This is a genomic window from Rheinheimera sp., assembly GCF_037442525.1.
Taxonomy (GTDB): domain Bacteria; phylum Pseudomonadota; class Gammaproteobacteria; order Enterobacterales; family Alteromonadaceae; genus Pararheinheimera.
Genome location: NZ_JBBIQD010000003.1, coordinates 362,029 through 379,178, shown reverse-complemented (window position 1 = coordinate 379,178; position 17,150 = coordinate 362,029). Strand labels below are relative to the sequence as shown.

13 protein-coding genes are annotated in these 17,150 nt (G+C 52.2%); 8 read left to right on the top strand and 5 right to left on the bottom strand.

The genetic code is table 11. From position 1 onward, the window contains the following. Positions 1-636 (top strand): ribosome biogenesis GTP-binding protein YihA/YsxC, encoded by a 636-nt coding sequence (gene yihA, locus WKJ03_RS08060; protein WP_337841668.1) that lies wholly within the window; start codon positions 1-3, stop codon positions 634-636. A 750-nt stretch (positions 637-1,386) separates the two neighbouring features. Here yihA and polA read toward each other — a convergent pair. Continuing rightward, positions 1,387-4,170 (bottom strand): DNA polymerase I, encoded by a 2,784-nt coding sequence (gene polA, locus WKJ03_RS08055; protein ID WP_337841667.1) that lies wholly within the window; start codon positions 4,168-4,170, stop codon positions 1,387-1,389. Positions 4,171-4,688: 518 nt separating this feature from the next. Here polA and WKJ03_RS08050 point away from each other — a divergent pair. Both WKJ03_RS08050 and WKJ03_RS08045 read left to right on the top strand, forming a co-directional pair. After that, positions 4,689-5,087: a c-type cytochrome gene (locus WKJ03_RS08050; RefSeq protein WP_337841666.1), complete on the top strand. Its 399-nt coding sequence runs from the start codon at positions 4,689-4,691 to the stop codon at positions 5,085-5,087. Positions 5,088-5,318: 231 nt separating this feature from the next. Next, positions 5,319-7,898 (top strand): diguanylate cyclase, encoded by a 2,580-nt coding sequence (locus WKJ03_RS08045; protein ID WP_337841665.1) that lies wholly within the window; start codon positions 5,319-5,321, stop codon positions 7,896-7,898. On the opposite strand, the gene rep is transcribed toward WKJ03_RS08045, so the two are convergent. Further along, positions 7,872-9,887 carry a DNA helicase Rep gene (gene rep / locus WKJ03_RS08040; protein WP_337841664.1) on the bottom strand — a complete coding sequence of 672 codons (2,016 nt, stop codon included), beginning with the start codon at positions 9,885-9,887 and terminating at the stop codon, positions 7,872-7,874. The genes WKJ03_RS08045 and rep overlap by 27 nt on opposite strands. A gap of 110 nt (positions 9,888-9,997) precedes the next feature. Here rep and WKJ03_RS08035 point away from each other — a divergent pair, with 110 nt between their 5' ends. The 5 genes from WKJ03_RS08035 to WKJ03_RS08015 all read left to right on the top strand — a co-directional run bounded on the left by WKJ03_RS08035 (position 9,998) and on the right by WKJ03_RS08015 (position 13,043). After that, on the top strand, positions 9,998-10,255 hold the full coding sequence (locus tag WKJ03_RS08035) for an accessory factor UbiK family protein (RefSeq protein WP_337841663.1): 258 nt from the start codon (positions 9,998-10,000) through the stop codon (positions 10,253-10,255). Continuing rightward, positions 10,252-11,520 (top strand): amidohydrolase family protein, encoded by a 1,269-nt coding sequence (locus WKJ03_RS08030; protein WP_337841662.1) that lies wholly within the window; start codon positions 10,252-10,254, stop codon positions 11,518-11,520. Before WKJ03_RS08035 ends, WKJ03_RS08030 begins: the two co-directional genes overlap by 4 nt. Before the next feature lie 136 nt (positions 11,521-11,656). Further along, positions 11,657-12,010: a hypothetical protein gene (locus WKJ03_RS08025; protein ID WP_337841661.1), complete on the top strand. Its 354-nt coding sequence runs from the start codon at positions 11,657-11,659 to the stop codon at positions 12,008-12,010. A gap of 74 nt (positions 12,011-12,084) precedes the next feature. Further along, positions 12,085-12,276, top strand: a complete 192-nt coding sequence (locus WKJ03_RS08020; protein ID WP_337841660.1) for a hypothetical protein — start codon at positions 12,085-12,087, stop codon at positions 12,274-12,276. Then, positions 12,276-13,043, top strand: coding sequence for an alpha/beta hydrolase-fold protein (locus WKJ03_RS08015; RefSeq protein ID WP_337841659.1), 768 nt, complete (start codon positions 12,276-12,278; stop codon positions 13,041-13,043). Before WKJ03_RS08020 ends, WKJ03_RS08015 begins: the two co-directional genes overlap by 1 nt. A 19-nt stretch (positions 13,044-13,062) precedes the next feature. On the opposite strand, the gene WKJ03_RS08010 is transcribed toward WKJ03_RS08015, so the two are convergent. The 3 genes from WKJ03_RS08010 to WKJ03_RS08000 are packed head-to-tail and all read right to left on the bottom strand — an operon-like array spanning position 13,063 to position 17,091. Beyond that, positions 13,063-13,407, bottom strand: coding sequence for a RidA family protein (locus WKJ03_RS08010; protein ID WP_337841658.1), 345 nt, complete (start codon positions 13,405-13,407; stop codon positions 13,063-13,065). Then, the gene (locus WKJ03_RS08005; RefSeq protein ID WP_337841657.1) at positions 13,404-14,207 is read right to left on the bottom strand and encodes a DUF2884 family protein; all 804 of its coding nucleotides are present in this window, start codon (positions 14,205-14,207) and stop codon (positions 13,404-13,406) included. The genes WKJ03_RS08010 and WKJ03_RS08005 overlap by 4 nt, the downstream gene beginning before the upstream one ends. Positions 14,208-14,256: 49 nt before the next feature. Further along, positions 14,257-17,091: an ATP-binding protein gene (locus WKJ03_RS08000; protein WP_337841656.1), complete on the bottom strand. Its 2,835-nt coding sequence runs from the start codon at positions 17,089-17,091 to the stop codon at positions 14,257-14,259. Positions 17,092-17,150: the final 59 nt, after the last annotated feature.

Genomic DNA, 17,150 nt, shown 5'->3' with positions numbered 1-17,150 from the left:
GTGTACAAAGCCTTAATCAATTATCAGAAAGCCAGTTTTCTGACCAGCGCCCCAGACATTAAAGCATTACCAGCGGATACTGGCATTGAAGTTGCGTTTGCCGGTCGCTCCAATGCAGGTAAGTCCAGTGCGTTAAATACACTGACCCGGCAAAAAAGTCTGGCCCGTACCAGTAAAACCCCGGGACGGACTCAGCTGATTAATACTTTTACGCTGGGAGAGAACCAGCGCCTGATCGATTTACCTGGTTATGGCTATGCCCAGGTGCCACTGGAGGTCAAACTGAAGTGGCAAAAATCTTTAAGTGAGTATTTGGTGAAACGCGACAGCCTGAAAGGGTTGGTGGTGCTGATGGATATTCGCCACCCGCTCAAAGACCTGGATCAGGATCTGATCCATTGGGCGGTGCAAAGCCAATTGCCAGTCTTATTACTGCTGACCAAAGCGGACAAGTTAAGCCCTGGACCACGGAAAAAAGTGTTACTGGAAGTGCGGGAAGCGTCATTAGCCTTTATGGGGGATGTCACAGTGCAGGTGTTCAGTTCGTTAACCAAGTTAGGTTTGACAGAATTGGAGCAGGTGCTGGATCACTGGTTTTACCCGCAGGGCCTGGAAGGGCAAACCCAAAGCCTCTGAGCGCAGCTCAATCCACAGGGGGCTTCAGGCCCCTGCGGATATCAGTATTTTCTTCCCGGAATTTCAATCCTGTGTAATCTGCAGCCAAACAGCTACCCAAGACATACTTTGTCGGGGGCATGGTAAGTTTTCAGATTTACAGTGCGCAAAATAAAGAAAACCGGCCTTTATGGGGCCGGTCATAGCAAACGGGGAGAAGCTATTCAATAATTTCAAATCAACAGGGTGTCTTGTTTGACAAGACATCTGCATTATACACAGAATTTCTCATGTTTGAAGTATTTGCTCTAGAAAATCTAATTTTATTTCATAATTTCGTTATTTTAGCGAACGACAGACAAAAAAAACGCCCCACTGCAAGCAGTGGGGCGGCTAATAAAGCCTTTCTTTCTGGTCATTAACTCGGCAAAACTGCCTGTTAGTGCTGAAAGATAGAACATCTTACCTCTGTACCCTACGTTTTGAATTCTACAACTGTTGAATAAAAAAGCAAGGCGAAGTTTGTAATTAAACTACAGAATTTCTGTTTTTAGCAGGCGAAACAGCTGAAATGTAACCCAATTACTCAGCAGGAACGGCTTAACACAAGCGAAATCAGGCGAAGGATGTTAAAAAAGCTGTAAGGATGGGCTGGCATAAAAAAGCCCCGGATATACCGGGGCGGAAGGTCAACATACCAGGAATGGGCATTCACACATCTGTTCAGATAATGGCGGAGCTGTGAAGTTCACTGGTTCGGTAAAAATATTTTTAGTGTGCCTGGTCCCAATTCAGCCCAAAGCCGGCTTCTGCCAGCAAAGGCACGTCCAGACTGGCGGCAGATTCCATCAGCTTTACCAATTCGGCCGTAATTGGCTGAAGTTGTTCGGTTTTCACTTCAAACACCAGTTCGTCATGCACCTGCATAATCATCACAGCATGAGGTTGCTGTTGTTGCAGCCAAAGATCGACCTGAATCATCGCCCTTTTGATAATGTCGGCGGCAGTGCCTTGCATAGGGGCGTTGATAGCGGCCCGCTCAGCGGCCTTTTTTCTGGCCATATTCTGGGCATTGATTTCCGGCAGGTAGAGACGGCGGCCAAACAAGGTTTCGACATAACCTTTGTCATGTGCCTGAGCCCGGGTGCGTTCCATATAATCGAGTACACCAGGAAAACGTTCAAAGTACAGGTCAACATACTGTTGGGCCTCTGAGCGGCTGATATCCAGCTGCCGGGCCAAACCAAAAGCGGACATGCCATAAATCAGACCAAAATTCACGGCTTTGGCGCGGCGGCGCTGTTCGGAGCTGACGTCAGCCAGGCTGACACCAAAAACTTCTGCTGCTGTGGCCCGGTGAATATCTTTACCTTGGGCAAAGGCGTTCAGCAACGCCTGATCTCTGGACAGATGCGCCATGATACGCAACTCAATTTGCGAGTAGTCAATCGCCAGAATGGTGTAACCATCCCGGGCAATAAAGGCTTGCCGGATACGCCGGCCCTCTTCACTGCGGATTGGAATATTCTGCAGGTTAGGTTCGGTGGAGCTTAAGCGCCCGGTTGCCGCGACCGCCTGATGATAGGAGGTATGAACCCGGCCGGTTTCGGCATTCACCGACAATGGCAGCTTGTCAGTATAAGTAGATTTCAGCTTGCTCAGACCCCGGTGTTCCATAATCAACTTGGGAAATTCGTAGTCATGAGCCAGCTCGACCAGCACTTCTTCTGCGGTCGATGGGGTGCCGCCCGGGGTTTTCTTGATCACCGGTAAACCCATTTGCTCAAACAGAATTTCCTGTAACTGCTTCGGGGATGCCAGGTTGAATTCTTTGCCGGCCAGCTGGTACGCCTGTTGTTCCAATTCGGCAATACGTTCTGCCAGTTGCTGGCTTTGCTGGCGCAGCAACTGTGGGTCAATCCGCACGCCCTGGCGTTCCATACGTGACAACACACTGAGCAGTGGAACCTCGATCTCGGTCAGCACTTTGGCTTGGTCGGTATTTTCTGCCAACTGTGGCCACAACGTCTGATGCAGACGTAAGGTGATGTCCGCATCTTCGGCGGCATAAGCCGTCGCCTGTTCAATGGCAATCTGGTTAAAAGTGAGCTGTTTAGCGCCTTTGCCAGCGATCTCTTCAAAGCTGATGGTTTTATGGCCCAGGTACTTCAGCGCCAGTGAGTCCATATCATGGCGGGAGCCGGTGCTGTTAAACACATAAGACTCCAGCATGGTGTCAAACTGAATGCCCTGCAGTTCGATACCATAACGGGCCAATACACTCATATCGTATTTCAGGTTCTGGCCCACCTTGGCTGCTTTGGCGTTTTCCAGCCAGGGTTTGAGTGCTGACAGTACGTGCGCACGGTTTAACTGTTCCGGTGCACCAACGTAATCGTGAGCCAACGGCAGATAACAGGCGTCACCCGGTGCAAACGCGAAGGACATACCGACCAGTTCAGCCACCATATAATCCAGGCTGGTGGTTTCAGTATCCAAAGCGACCAGCCCGGCCTGCTGCAGCCGCTGAAGTAACTGGTCAAAGGCGTCCTGTGTCAGGATGCAGCCATAGGCTGGGGTGGCAGTAGCGGATTGCTCTGGCGCAGGCAATTCGGTTTGTGCTTCGGCGTCGCCAAATAAACTGGCTTGTGCAGGACCTGATGATTTTTCCTGGGCAGACAAGACTTCACTGAGCCAGCGTCTGAATTCACAGTCTTTGTATAATTCGGCCAGAGCTGGCAAATCTGCGCTGGTGATTTTTAACTGCGCTTCATTCAGGTCCAGCTCCACATCGGTTTTGATGGTGGCCAACTGGTAAGACAATGCCAGTTGTGGTTGATGCTCACGCATTTTATCCGCAATCGTCTTGCTACCCCGGAAACCTAAAGCGGCGATGTCATCGAGGCGCTGGTACAACTGCTCAATGGAGCCTATGCCTTGTAGCAGGGCTAAGGCTGTTTTTTCACCGACACCGGGTAAACCCGGAATATTGTCGACTTTGTCACCCATCAGGGCCAGATAATCAATAATGAGGTCTGGGGCTATACCAAACTTCTCGCGCACACCGTCCGGATCTAACAGGGTATCTGTCATCGTATTGATCAGCGTGACCTTGTCCGTCACCAGCTGCGCCATGTCTTTATCGCCGGTGGAAATCAGGACGTGCCGGCCCTGCTGGCTGTATTGCACCGCCAGAGTGCCAATCACATCATCAGCTTCAACACCGCTGATACAAAGCAAAGGCAAACCCATGGCCTTAATAATTTTATGCAAAGGTTCAATCTGACTACGCAGATCATCTGGCATGGGTGGCCGGTTGGCTTTGTAATCGGCATACATGTCGTTGCGGAAAGTCGGCCCTTTGGCATCAAATACCACCACCATTTCGTCCGGCTGGTATTGCTTCAACAAACTTTTCAGCATATTGACCACACCATATATGGCGCCGGTGGCTTCTCCACGGGAGTTGGTCAGGTGTGGTGGAGAGTGATAGGCACGGAATAAATACGACGAACCATCCACCAGGATCAGTGGATTTTGTGGGACTGAGGCCATAACGGATTATCCTGAAAACATTTTAGTTAGCATGCCATAACATCAGGATCGGAGCCAGCTTCATGCGGGTATGGAAAGTTGATTAATCTGTGGATAACTTTGTGGAAAGACAATAGGATTTATACAGCATTTGCCGTAACAGATACTGATAGGTTATTTGTATGTGTTTGTTTTTAAAAGAAAAAGAAGGGTCAAACTGCTTGTTCCCTTATTGTTTTTCTTATACATCCAATTGTGAATATTTTTTCGGAGCTGGCGACCCTGTCAAAGTGGGGGGTGGGGTAAGGCCAAAACCGGACAAACAGACTACCACAATCATCATCGTTGCATAGGCCTGAGCAGAACTTTTTTTAGATAAAAAAAGAGTGAAAGAAATACCTCGTTATAATGATTTGGCTCAAAGAACTGACATGTATTTCGTCGCAAATGAAACCCCAACAAATACAGGGGCTTCCACTGGTCAGGCTGGCAACGCTATAATGCCCCAAAACTAACAAGGCTTTGAACGGGATCCACAGATGAAAAAATTAACGCTCGCCCTTGCCCTGATCACTTCTGCTGCCCTGGTCAACGCAGTAGCTCAGGAAGCCGATAATGACGCACTGAAGAAACGTCTGGAGCCTGTAGGTCAGGTGTATCTGGCGGGTGCTGAAGCTGCAGCAGACACAGGCCCGAAAGGCCCACGTTCTGGCGAACAGGTTTACCAGGGCGCTTGTTTTGCCTGCCATGGCACTGGTGCTCTGGATGCTCCGAAAAAAGGTGATGCGGCCTGGAAGCCTCGTTTGGCGCAAGGAATGGATGTGTTGCTGAAGCATGCTGTGGACGGTATTCGTTCCATGCCACCACGCGGTACCTGTGGCGACTGTTCTGACGAGGAGTTGGCTGCAGCCATTAAATTCATGACTGACGGCGTATAATTTTTACGCTGCAAAAAAAGCCGCCTCAGTTGCGGCTTTTTTTATTGCGCCAACTCTGCTGGTCTCGGACATCAGCGGTTCTATGGTCTTTGATTCTGAGCAAGGCCCAACTTTGTTTCATCTGATCGGTTCAGTGTAAAAATCAGACGTTCCATTTGTTCAGACTTTGTGCATAATAGAGGCAGCCGCCTGGCACTCGCCGCAACTAATAATAAGAATACAGAGAACACCTTGAAGGACTCAAAGCTCAGCTCCGTTATTCCTGCAGTCTGGCACAGTCAGTTACGCCGTATGCGTATGCTGCTGTCTGGCTATAAGCGGGCATACAGTATTCAGGGCGCTTTGTTGCACTTGTCTGAGCTGGCGTCTGGTATTAAGGAAATGCGCGAGTTTTATCCTGCTATTCATCAGCTACTGAACCAACAGTTACGTGCAGATAATTTTTATGTGGTGCTGATTGATCAGGACAACCAATTCCGGCTGGAATACTTTGCGGATGAAAAAGATCAGCAGATCTTGCCAGATGCACCTTCCGAAGCTTTTGCAACAGGCCTGACCGGGTACGTCGCCCGGCAAGGCAAAGCCTTATTGTGTGATGAAACTGAATTTGAACGGTTGGTTGCAGCCGGTCATGTCCAGGCACAGGGCTCACCATCCAAGCATTGGTTAGGTGTGCCTTTATGCCGTGGTGAGCGGGTTATTGGTGTGATGGCGATTCAGAGCTATCAGGCAGATACCGGCTATAACGAACATGATCGGGCGCTGATCAGCCATATTGCTATCCATACAGTCACCGCCATTGACCGGGTGCGCAGCCGCGAATTGCTGGAGCAGACAGTGCGTGAGCGTACGGCGCAACTGCAGAACACCAACGCCTCCCTGCAACATGAAATTCGTGAACGCAGCCATGCGGAACAGCTGCAGGCTGCGTTGTATAAAATTTCCGAACTGACCGCGGCCAGCTCGGATATGCCAAGCTTCTATCGGGAAGTTCACAGCATTCTCAGTGGGTTGTTACGGACTGAGAACTGCTATATCGCCTTGCTGGACAAAAGTGGGCAACAATTGAACTTCCCGTTTTATCTGGACCAGTACAGCCCGGCGCAGCAACAGCGGCCTTTACAGCGAGGCCTGACCGAATATGTCATTCGTTGCGGTGAAGCCCGGTTAATCACACAAGCGCAGCTGCAGCAACTGATGCAATCCGGTGAAGTAGAGCGGCAAGTCAGCAGCCCAGGCTATCAACCCATGTGTACCAGTTGGCTGGGAGCTCCGCTGCAGATTGGCAGCCAGATCCTGGGGGTGATTGCGCTGCAATGCTATGACAACAGCCATCATTACAGTGAGCAGGAACTGGTGTTGCTGAAATTTGTGTCGCAGCATATAGCGGTGGCCATCAGCCGTAAGCTGACGACTGAACAGCAAAAGCAACACCACGAAGACTTAGAAAAGCGTATTTTTGAACGCACCCGTGAACTGCGCCAGACCAATTTGTTTTTGCGTCTGCAGGTGGAAGAACGCAAAAAAGCTGAAGAGCAACTGTTTTTTGAAGCCAATCATGATGCATTAACAGGCCTGGCCAACAGGCAGATGTTTTTGATGCAGCTCAAGCAGCGCTTTTCGTACCGCAACCGTGATTCGGCCACCAACTTTGCCTTGTTGTTTATCGACCTGGATCGTTTTAAGTTAATCAACGACACACTTGGCCATCACATTGGTGATTTGTTCCTGATTGAAGTCAGTCGTCGCTTGCAGCAGGCGGTGCGTGAGCACGATTTGGTGGCCCGGCTGGGTGGGGACGAGTTTGTGATTCTGCTGGGGAAGATCCAGCATGAAGTAGACGCCGAAGAAGTGGCCGAGCGCTTAATTGAATCTGTACGCCAGCCAATGAACCTGGAAGGCAACCAGGTGTGTTCCGGTGCCAGTATTGGCATTGCCTGTTATCAGAACTGGTATCAGCATGCTGATGAGTTGCTGCGTGATGCCGATGCGGCCATGTACCAGGCGAAATCTTTTGGCCGCAACCGCTTTGTGATTTTCAATGACAGCATGCGGGCACAGATGCTGCAGGAACTGGGGCAGGAACAGGCCCTGCAACAGGCTGTACAACAACGCAGGTTCAGGCCGCAGTTACGTCCTATGATGGCTGGGGATCAATCGCAAATGGTGGGTTATCAGGCCAGTCTGTATTGGCTGCAGTCCGATGCTGAACAACAACAGGAGTTGAGCCGTCAGGCCACTCAGGCGGGTTTGATGCCGGATATTGAACTGATGCTGCTGCAACAGCTGACCCGGCAGTCAGGCGCTATTGAGCAAGGTGCTGTGTTATGCCTGAGCCTGAATTCAGCCTGGTTGAGCAATCATTTACTGCTGGATAAGTTAACCTTAGAGTTGCAGCAGTCCCTGTTACCTTTGCATCAATTGGTATTGGGCTTTACCGAAGCAGATTTACTGCGTTTGTCTGCGACACAGCTGGCGAATCTGCATCAGCTGAAACGTTTGGGCGTACGTCTGTCGCTGGATCAGTTTGCTGCGGAAGTGGCGGCCCTGGGCTTATTGGTGCAATATCCCTTTGATTTTGTCGTACTGGATGCCGCCTTCAGCCGCAGTCTGCCACGCAGCGAAAGCCGCCGTCAGTTGCTGCAGGTACTGCAACAACTGGCACAGAGCCGTCAGTTTAAGCTGATAGCAGGCACTGCAGAACAAGCTGAGATCCAACAACTGATGGCGCAGGCCGGCGGCTATTATTTTGCTGACCAGCAGGTTGAACTGGCGGCGCAGGAGTCAGGGTTTTTTCAGCAACTGGCGTAATCTGTTCAGGTGAGCCAAGCCGGTTTGTTGCCGTTCCTGCTCCGATTTCACGACCCCTGGTTTCACCCATTCCAAATCGTCGGCTGGCAGTTCTTCCAGAAAGCGACTGGGTTCAGGTTTGACGATTTCGCCGTACTGACGTCGTTCGCGCGCATAAGTGAAGACTAACTCGCGTTGTGCGCGGGTAATGCCGACATAGGCCAGCCGGCGCTCTTCTTCCACATTGTCTTGATCAATGCTGCTCTGGTGCGGTAACAAGCCTTCTTCCATACCCACAATAAACACATAAGGAAATTCCAGGCCTTTGGAGGCGTGCATGGTCATCAGCTGCACCTGGTCGGCGTCGTCTTCCTGTTCCTGCCGTTCCATCATGTCGCGCAGCGTCAGTTTGGTCACCACTTCACTTAAGCTCAGTGGTTCTTCATCGTCTTTGCCGTCCAGCATTTCACTGACCCAGCGGTACAGCTCATTGATGTTTTTCAGTGCCATTTCAGCGGCTTTGCCACTGGCGCTGGTTTCGAACAGCCAGGCCTCATAATTGCTTTGCCGGATCAAATCCCGCACCGCTTCCTTAGGATCGCTGCGTTGCGCCTGATCAGCCAGCCGGTTGATCCAATTGGCAAAACTGGTGACAGCAGTCAGGCTGCGGGCCGGCAGACGTTCCGCCAGTTCAGGTTCAAAGCAGGCCGCAAACAGGCTGATGTGCTTTTCATTGGCCAGACTGCCGACTTTTTCCAGCGTCGCCGCGCCTATTTCCCGCCGCGGCACATTCACAACCCTCAGCAACGCATTGTCATCGTCCTGATTCACCAGCAACCGCAGGTACGCCATGATGTCTTTAATTTCACTGCGGGAAAAAAACGAGGTGCCGCCGGAAATTTTGTAAGGGATACGGTTGGTCATCAAGGCTTTTTCAAAGACCCTGGCCTGGTGGTTGCCGCGATACAACAAGGCATAATCCTTGTATTGGGTGCGGTTGACAAAACGGTGCGAAATAATCTCGGCCACGACTTTTTCAGCTTCGTCTTCTTCGTTACGGGTCGGCAGGACCCGCAACGGCACCCCATAACCCAGTTCACTGAACAGCTTCTTGTCGTATTCATGTGGGTTATTGGCGATCAAAATATTGGCACATTTCAGAATACGCTCTGCCGAGCGGTAGTTCTGCTCCAGCTTGATCACTTTCAGGTTTGGAAAGTCTTTGCCGAGCAGCACCAGATTCTGTGGTTTGGCACCACGCCAGGAATAAATCGACTGGTCGTCGTCCCCTACCACAGTAAAACGTTGGCGCTCACCGACCAACCATTTCACTAACTCGTACTGGCTGGTATTGGTGTCCTGGTATTCGTCCACCAGCAGGTACTGAATTTTTTGTTGCCACTTGTGGCGGACCTGTTCGTTGGCGGCAAACAGCAGCGTCGGCATCATAATCAGGTCATCGAAATCCAGTGCATTGTAGGCACGAAGTTGCTGGGCATACTGCTGGTAATAATTGGCAAAACTGATGCTTTGCGGGTCTTGTGCCTGAGCCAGCGCCTGGCCCGGCAATAACAAATCGTTTTTCCAGTTGGAGATTTTCCCCATCAGCAGTTTCAGCTGATCCTTGTCCCCCTGGAGTTCCTGTTCAGTCAGCTCTTTGAGCAGTGCCATGCTGTCCTGATCGTCAAACAGGGTGAAGTTGGCCTTGTAGCCAATGGCCTTGTATTCTTTTTTCAGAATATCCAGCCCCAGGGTGTGGAAGGTGGAGACCGTCAGGCCGCGCAGCAAAGGGCGGGGCAATTGGTGGCTGATCCGCTCTTTCATTTCCCGGGCCGCTTTGTTGGTAAAGGTGACCGCCGCTATATGTTTGGCCGCCAGCCCACATTCTTCAATCAGATAAGCAATCTTGTTGGTGATCACCCGGGTTTTGCCGCTACCGGCGCCAGCCAGCACCAGGCAAGGGCCACTGATGTACTTTACGGCTTCGTTTTGTTGGGGATTAAGCTTCACTGTGGTTGGGTCCTCCGCTGGGCTGGGTATTCTATCTTTTTTTTGCGGCAGATTTCATTCGCGTTCTGCAGTTCTGGTCGTAGAATGAAGGCAACCAAAGGAGAACGACCATGATAGATCCAAAGAAAATTGAAGAGATGGCCCGCCAGATTGGGAACAGCATCCCGCCAAAAGTCCGGGAAATGGCCGATGATATTGAAGGCAAAATAAAGCAGGCCTTGCAGCAAAAACTCAGCCAGCTGGATTTTGTCTCGCGCGAAGAATTTGATGTGCAGACCCAGGTACTGGCCCGTACCCGCGCCAAGCTGGAACAACTGGAGCAGCAGGTGGCTGAATTAGTGGCGGCACAACAAGGAAAAGCGGAATGATCAAGTGGGTAGTCCCGGGGTTGTTGGTGCTGGCAGGACAGGCAACTGCCGTGGAGCAAGTGATCCTGACAGGGAAGTTATTGGACGTTCGGACCGGAAAATACCAAGACAATCAGGCCGTGTTGATTGAGCAGGGCCGCATCAGTGCCATAGTACCGGCGGCCCAAGCGCCCGCTGGTGTGCCTGTGCTGGACTGGTCGGCCTACCACGTACTGCCCGGCTTTATTGACATGCATGTACACCTGACCTCGGACCCCAATAAACACGGTTACCGGGCTTTGGCAGAAACACCGGCCCGTGAAGCTATTTATGGCGTCAAAGCAGCGGAAGCTACCTTAAAAGCAGGTTTTACCACAGTGCGTAATCTGGGCGCCGGTGGTTTCTCCGATGTGGCTTTGCGTGATGCTATTGATGAAGGTGAAATCGCCGGACCACGGATGCGCACGGCCGCCCGCACTATCTGCATTACCGGTGGCCACTGTGACAACAACCTGCTGCCGCATATTTACCGGGCCAGCAGTGGCGGGGTCGCCAACGGCCCGGATGAGATCCGCGCCAAAGTGCGGGAAAATATCAAATACGGTGCGGATGTGATCAAGTTCACGGCCACTGGCGGTGTGTTGTCAAAAAATACCGACGTCAATGCCAGTCAGTACAATCTGGCGGAAATGACGGCGCTGGTGGAAGAGGCCCATGACAGAGGCCGTATTGTCGCCGCGCATGCCCACGGGTTACAGGGCATTAAACGTGCTATTCAGGCCGGCGTGGATTCGATTGAACATGGCAGTTTTATTGATGATGAAGCGATCGCACTGGCGAAAAGACATGGCACCTACCTGGTGATGGACGTTTATGTCAGCGACTTTATTTTATCCGAAGGCGAAAAGGCTGGTATTTTGCCGGAGTCACTGGAAAAAGAGAAAAAAGTTGGCCTGATCCAACGGCAGAATTTCCAGAAGGCGGTGAAAGCTGGCGTGAAAATGGCGTATGGCACTGATGCCGGGGTCTATCAGCATGGCCTGAACGGCCGGCAGTTTGCCTATATGGTGCAATGGGGCATGACACCTCTGCAGGCGGTCCAGGCGGCAACCTTAAACGCAGGCACTTTGCTGAACTGGAAAAATGAGCAGGGCCAGCAAAATGTAGGGGTGATTGAAGTTGGCGCCTTTGCGGATTTTGTCGCTATCAAGGCCGACCCATTGCAACAGATCAAATTGCTTGAACAGCCGGCTGCAGTGGTGAAAGCAGGCAAGCTGGTGATTTAACCGACTCGCCAGAATGACAGAAGCATTAGTTAAACTAATGCTTCTGTGCTGTTTTTTCTCCGCTATCTGTCACTGGACTGTCACATAATCTGCTCAAAATGCGCGCAGTTAAACGAACTGCCCATAGGAGCCGACCATGTCTGTTTTATTCACTGCTGCTTTATTCAGTATGTCTGTACAAACCAAACCTGTGACTGTTGAGCAACAGTACCAGTACAGCAACCAGGAGTACTGCACTCTGGTTCGTCAGGATGCCAGCAAGCAATTGTTGAGCGCTTACGCCGATAAGTTGGGTTTTGTGCCAGCCAAAGCAGAGTGTAAAGCCTTATTGAGCGCATCAAAAAGCCCGGTCGCTGAGAGCTCTGCTGAACAGCAAATCCGCGAGTTCAGCCGTGGTTCAATTCGTAAGCTGACCCCCTCAGTGATCCAGCAGCTCAAAGCCATGTCTGAAGAAGAGCGTCTGGCTGAACTGCAACGTATTTTTGGCTAAAAACAGCCTTGGGTCTGACTTGAAAGTCCGTTAAAGTGACTCCACTGACCATGCATAGCAGTGGAGGAAGGACAATGAGTGACTTTGATTTTGATTTAGACCACCTGGATTTTGACGCCGCGGAACAGAAAACCAACGCGGAACAGCACAAGCAGCAGCAAGCGCAGCTGGCGGAACAGCACAAGCAGCAGCAAGCGCAGCTGGCGGAACTGGCAGAATTGCAGGATGGTGGTGATGATTGTGCAGGCGGTGCCTGCAAGATCTGATGAAACGCAGCTGGCTTTGGCTCATGCTGTGGAGCTCAGCCCTGGCAGCGCAAGCTGACAGGGCTGAGCTTTTTCGTATTGACAGTCAGACCCTGCACTATCCGCTGCAATACTGGCTATACCGGCCTGAGGTACCAGCCGGTGATTCAGTGCAGCATATTCTTTATGTCTCAGACGGCGCGGCTTATCTTCAGCAAGGCCAGATGATGGCTGTGTTGGATCAGCTGATTCTGAAGCGACAAATTGTTCCTCTTTATGTGGTTTTTGTCGACAGCAGGGACCCCGATCAGCTGACAATGGACCGACGTAATCAGCAGTATTTATGCAATACCCGCTATGCAGCTTTTTATCGCGACGAGTTAATACCCAAGGTGGAAGCTCAGCTTGGCATTCAGCCGTCCCGCGCAGAACGCGGCATTATGGGATTGTCGTTCGGCGCGACGAACGCCTTGTGTTTTGGTTTAATGCTGCCGGAATACTTTGGTTTGTATGGCTTGCAGTCGCCGGCCAATTCTCAGCATCTGAAAGTGCTCAGGCAAGAATACAAAAAGCGGCAAGGCCCGAGGATGCGGCTGTTTTATTCGGTTGGCAGCCGTAACGACAATCTGAATGCGAACACTGCACTGATGAAACTGCTGCAGCAACAGGGGCATCAGCTGACCAGGGTCAAGGTTGAACAAGGCCATGACTGGCGCAACTGGCAACCTTTGCTGGACGATCTGCTGCTGGATTTATTTCCAGTCACATACAGCGGCAACCACGGCTAGTTGTGTTGTCGCAGAGCACTCAGAGTGCCGCTACCACTTTAATCTCGACTTTCCAGTGCGGATCGGCCAGTCTGGCCTCGACGGTAGCGCGGGCCGGAGCCTGACCTTCAGCAACCCAGGCGTCCCAGGCCTCGTTCATGGCGTTGTAATCCGCCATGTCCGCCAGATAAATGGTTGCATCAACAATATGGTTTTTATTCACACCTTGTTGTGCCAGTAACTGATCGATCTGCGCCAGCACATTCTGCGTCTGAGCTGTGGCGTCAGCTCCGGTATTCTCCGGCACCATGCCGGAACAGAAGATCAAGCCATGGGCAATCACGGCTTCGCTGTATCTTTTGCCTGGTAAGATTCTCTGGATCATAACACGCCCTCGAGGTTGCTTTTAAAGCCTGGTGCGGTACTGTCAATTAAGTCCAGATCCGCCAGTTGTGGGATTTGCCGCTGCAGCTGCATTTCAACCTGATCCAATTGCTGCAACTGCTGGCAGATTTGTTGTCCCCGCTGTTGCAGAGGTCCGCTGGCCGATTTCAGATCGGCCTTGAGCCTGGAGCCAAATTGTCCGATGCCATTGCTGAAGCGTTGCATTTTTTCAGCTGCAGTGCCGTTCCCTTGCAGTGCCTGCTGGCCCAGAGTCAGCATCATCTGGCTGCTGATTTTCAGCATAGCCTGCTGGATTTTTTGTTCTGCTTCCTGCGCCAGATTGCTGTTGGCTGAAGCCAACTGGCTGCCATAGATATAAATAGACGAATCTTTGCGTTCCACCAGCTGGTTCAGTTGTTGTTCCAGTTGCCTGACAACAGTCTGCAGTTGGGGGTGATCAGCCAGTCCTTGCCCTGTGCTTTGCTGCAGGTTCTGGTCCAGTACAGCGCGGGCGAATTGCAGACTGTCATCCATCAGTGCAGCGGAGGCCGTAACCTGACTGCGCAGCTGTTGCTGGTATTGTTTCAGCACCAGTTGGTCTGTTGAACTCACTGTAACTTTTTGGCCGTTTTGCCACAGCTGGCCTTTGGTGTCCATGCGCCACAGTTCCTGCTGTCCCTGTTGCAGGCTGATTTGTGCCGGACTGACGGTTAAATCCTGCTGCAGTTGCAGCGAACACTGATTGGCCAGGGCGACTGTGCTACTGAGGCAGCTCAAAACGATCAGAAGAAATTTCATCATGGTGATACCTGTGTCTGTACTGCGGTCATAGTGAATAAGAGCCTCTGAATCAGCGCTGAACTGAACCGTCATCAACGCCAGCCAGTTGCTGCCAGACTATCTGCTGGCTTTGTGTCAGGCAAAGCCTGAGTTGTGCCAGCATCCAGGGGTCTGGAGGCTGGTTGTGGCCACTCTGGGTGGCCAGCCGGCATAGTTGAGCCAGCCGTAACAAGCCAAGCTGGCCCATAGTCCCGATCATACGGTGCATCAGTTTCGCATCAGGGCTGGCCTGCTGTATCTCGTGCTGCAGAGCGGTGAACTGCGTCGTCAGGTGCTGCATCAGCTGCTGGCGCTGTGTTGCAGTCAATGCCTCCACATTTTGTTGCAGATAGGCCAGGTCGTACAGCGGCATCAAAGGTTCAACCCGCGCCAACTGACTGACCACTGCTTGCAATTGCTCACGCCGCCAGGGTTTGAGCAGCAGAGTGCTGACGGACGGATCAAGGGGTCCATCAGCACTGCCACTGACCAGCACCACCCGGCACTGCGCAGGCAAGCGGTGCTGGGCACGTAACCAGTCCAATACCTGGCTGGAACTGCCATCGCTCAGGTGGCCATCCAGAAACAGCCAGCCCCAGTCCGTCAGCGGCATCTGCTGCAATTGTGTCAGACTGTCTGCTTGCTGCACCCGAAAGCCAAGCTCTGTCAGGTGATGCACCAGACTGACCCGGCAAAGCGGGTCGTCGTCTACGACCAGAGCCAGTTCGTGCTGAAGCTGTACAGGCAGCTCAGGGCCGGGGCTGACGTCTGTCAGCGCCAGAGCAAAACTGGCTTCGGTACCATGGCCGGGAACTGAATGAATATGCAGTACAGAATCTGCCTGTGCCAGCAATTTTTGACACAGGACTATACCAAGACCCGGGCCTGCCTGCAGAGGTCGCTGTTGTTCCAGCCGTTCCCCCCGCAGCAACTGGCTGATTTGCAATTGGGTCAGCCCCACGCCGGTATCGCGGACCTTAAACCAAAGCTGATGTTGTTGCAGTTCAATCCTCAGTTCTATTTCGCCCTGTTCAGTGTATTTAACGGCATTGCTGATCAGGTTCGTCAGCAACTGGGTCAGCAGATTCTCATCCAGCATCACCAGGGCAGGTACTGCAGAAGCGATATGGCAATGCAGCTGCAGGCCTTTGTTTTCTGCCAGAGGTTTCAGCAAATCCTGGAGTTGTTGGGCCAGGGCTGTCAGGGCAACAGGCCTTAAATTCAGCTGATACTCGCCATGTTCCAGCCGGCTGCTGGTCAGGATATTGCTGATGATACTGTCCAGTGATCCCAGGCTCCGGATCACCAGTTGTAGCTTTTGCTGCACGGCCGGGGTGCGCAGTTCCTGACTTAGTTGCTCAATGACCAGGTGGATCCCTTGCAGTGGACTGCGGATTTCGTGGCCAAGCGATGCGATAAATTCATTTTTAATGGCTATTTTCTGCTGAGCCAGCAGTTGCTCCTGCCGCAACTTAAGCTGGCTGCGGCGGTTTTTGTGATACAGCAGCGACAATAACAGGGCAGAGGCCAGTAAGACGCCGGTGGCAACTGCCAACGTCAGGCGTTGCCGGTGCTGGTATTCCAGTTCATTCAGGGTTTTTGCCTGCTGAGCTTCCTGTAATTGCCTTTGCAGCAGCGTTTTATGTTGCTCCATGCTGATCACCAGCGCCTGTTTGGCCAGTTTGTCATCAAACTGGCGCTGTTGCAGTTGCATCAGGCGCTGACTGAGCTGGGCTGACTGCTGGTACTGCTGCAGATGCTGCCGAACTGCAACACTCAGCAGCAGGTAATCAATTTCATGCTGGGTGTTGGCCGATGGCTGGTAGTGCTGCAACTTTTGCTGATAGAGAGCGGCAGCCTGAGCGGGCTGACCGTAGTTCACCAGATGGTTCAGGTACTGCACTGTCAGGATATTCAGATTGCTGCTGAACTCTTCTGCAGCCAGTAACTGCCGGATTTGTTCAAAACGTTGTCTGGCTGCGTCTGGCTGGCCACGGATTAAATCCAGTTCCGCCTGACTGAGCAGCGCATCTGCCTGCTCCTGAGCATTTTGTACCTTGGTGGCTGCAGCCCAGGCCTGCTCCAATTCGGTCTGAGCCGCGTCCCAGTTCCGCTGGGCCAACAGCGTCCGGGCCAGGCTCAGGTGATACTGCGCCAGCAACGCCGGCTCCTGGCGGCTTTGACGGACACTCAAAGCCCGGCGGCCAAAATCTTCTGCGGCACTGTATTGTTGATAGAGGCGGCTGGCTTCACTGAGCAGGTGCAGAAATCCGGCCTCTTTGTCGCTGTCTTGATCCTGCATGGCCTGAGTCAGACCGGCACTGGCGATCTCAAGTGCCTGCGGGTAAGCAAACAGGTTGATGTAAATATGGGCAAGATCATAACGCATAATCTGCAGTGGCACCGTTTGCGCCGAGTCGGTGGCAATCTGCATGGCTTGCAATGCAATTGGCAACGCTTGGGCGCTTTGTCCGAGCCGGTTCAGATTATCTGCCTGACGGCGTAGTGCATTAAACAGCAGGCGCTGATCGTTGGACTGCCGGGCCAGAGGTTCCAGTTCCAGGCCTAACTGGTAGGCGATCTGATACTGGCCCTGCAGCATATAAGCGGTAATTTCGCTGATTAACAACCGGGCGTAGTGGTTACTTTGCCTGTCCGGAGTCAGTGATCGCCATTGCTGAGCATACTCCAGACTCAATGCGGGATTTTGCCGTACAGCCACTTCTGCCAATTGCAGCAGCAGTGCGGGTTGCTGATCAGGACCAGCTCTTTGGTAGTGCTCCTGCAATTGAGGCAGGCTGGCCTGTTGGGCCAAAACCGGCCAGCAACACCACCACAGCACCCCTATCCATACTCTGGCTGACATACCCACACACCTGAACTACTGTTACCAGCATGCTAACAATGGCCCGTCATCCCGGCAAG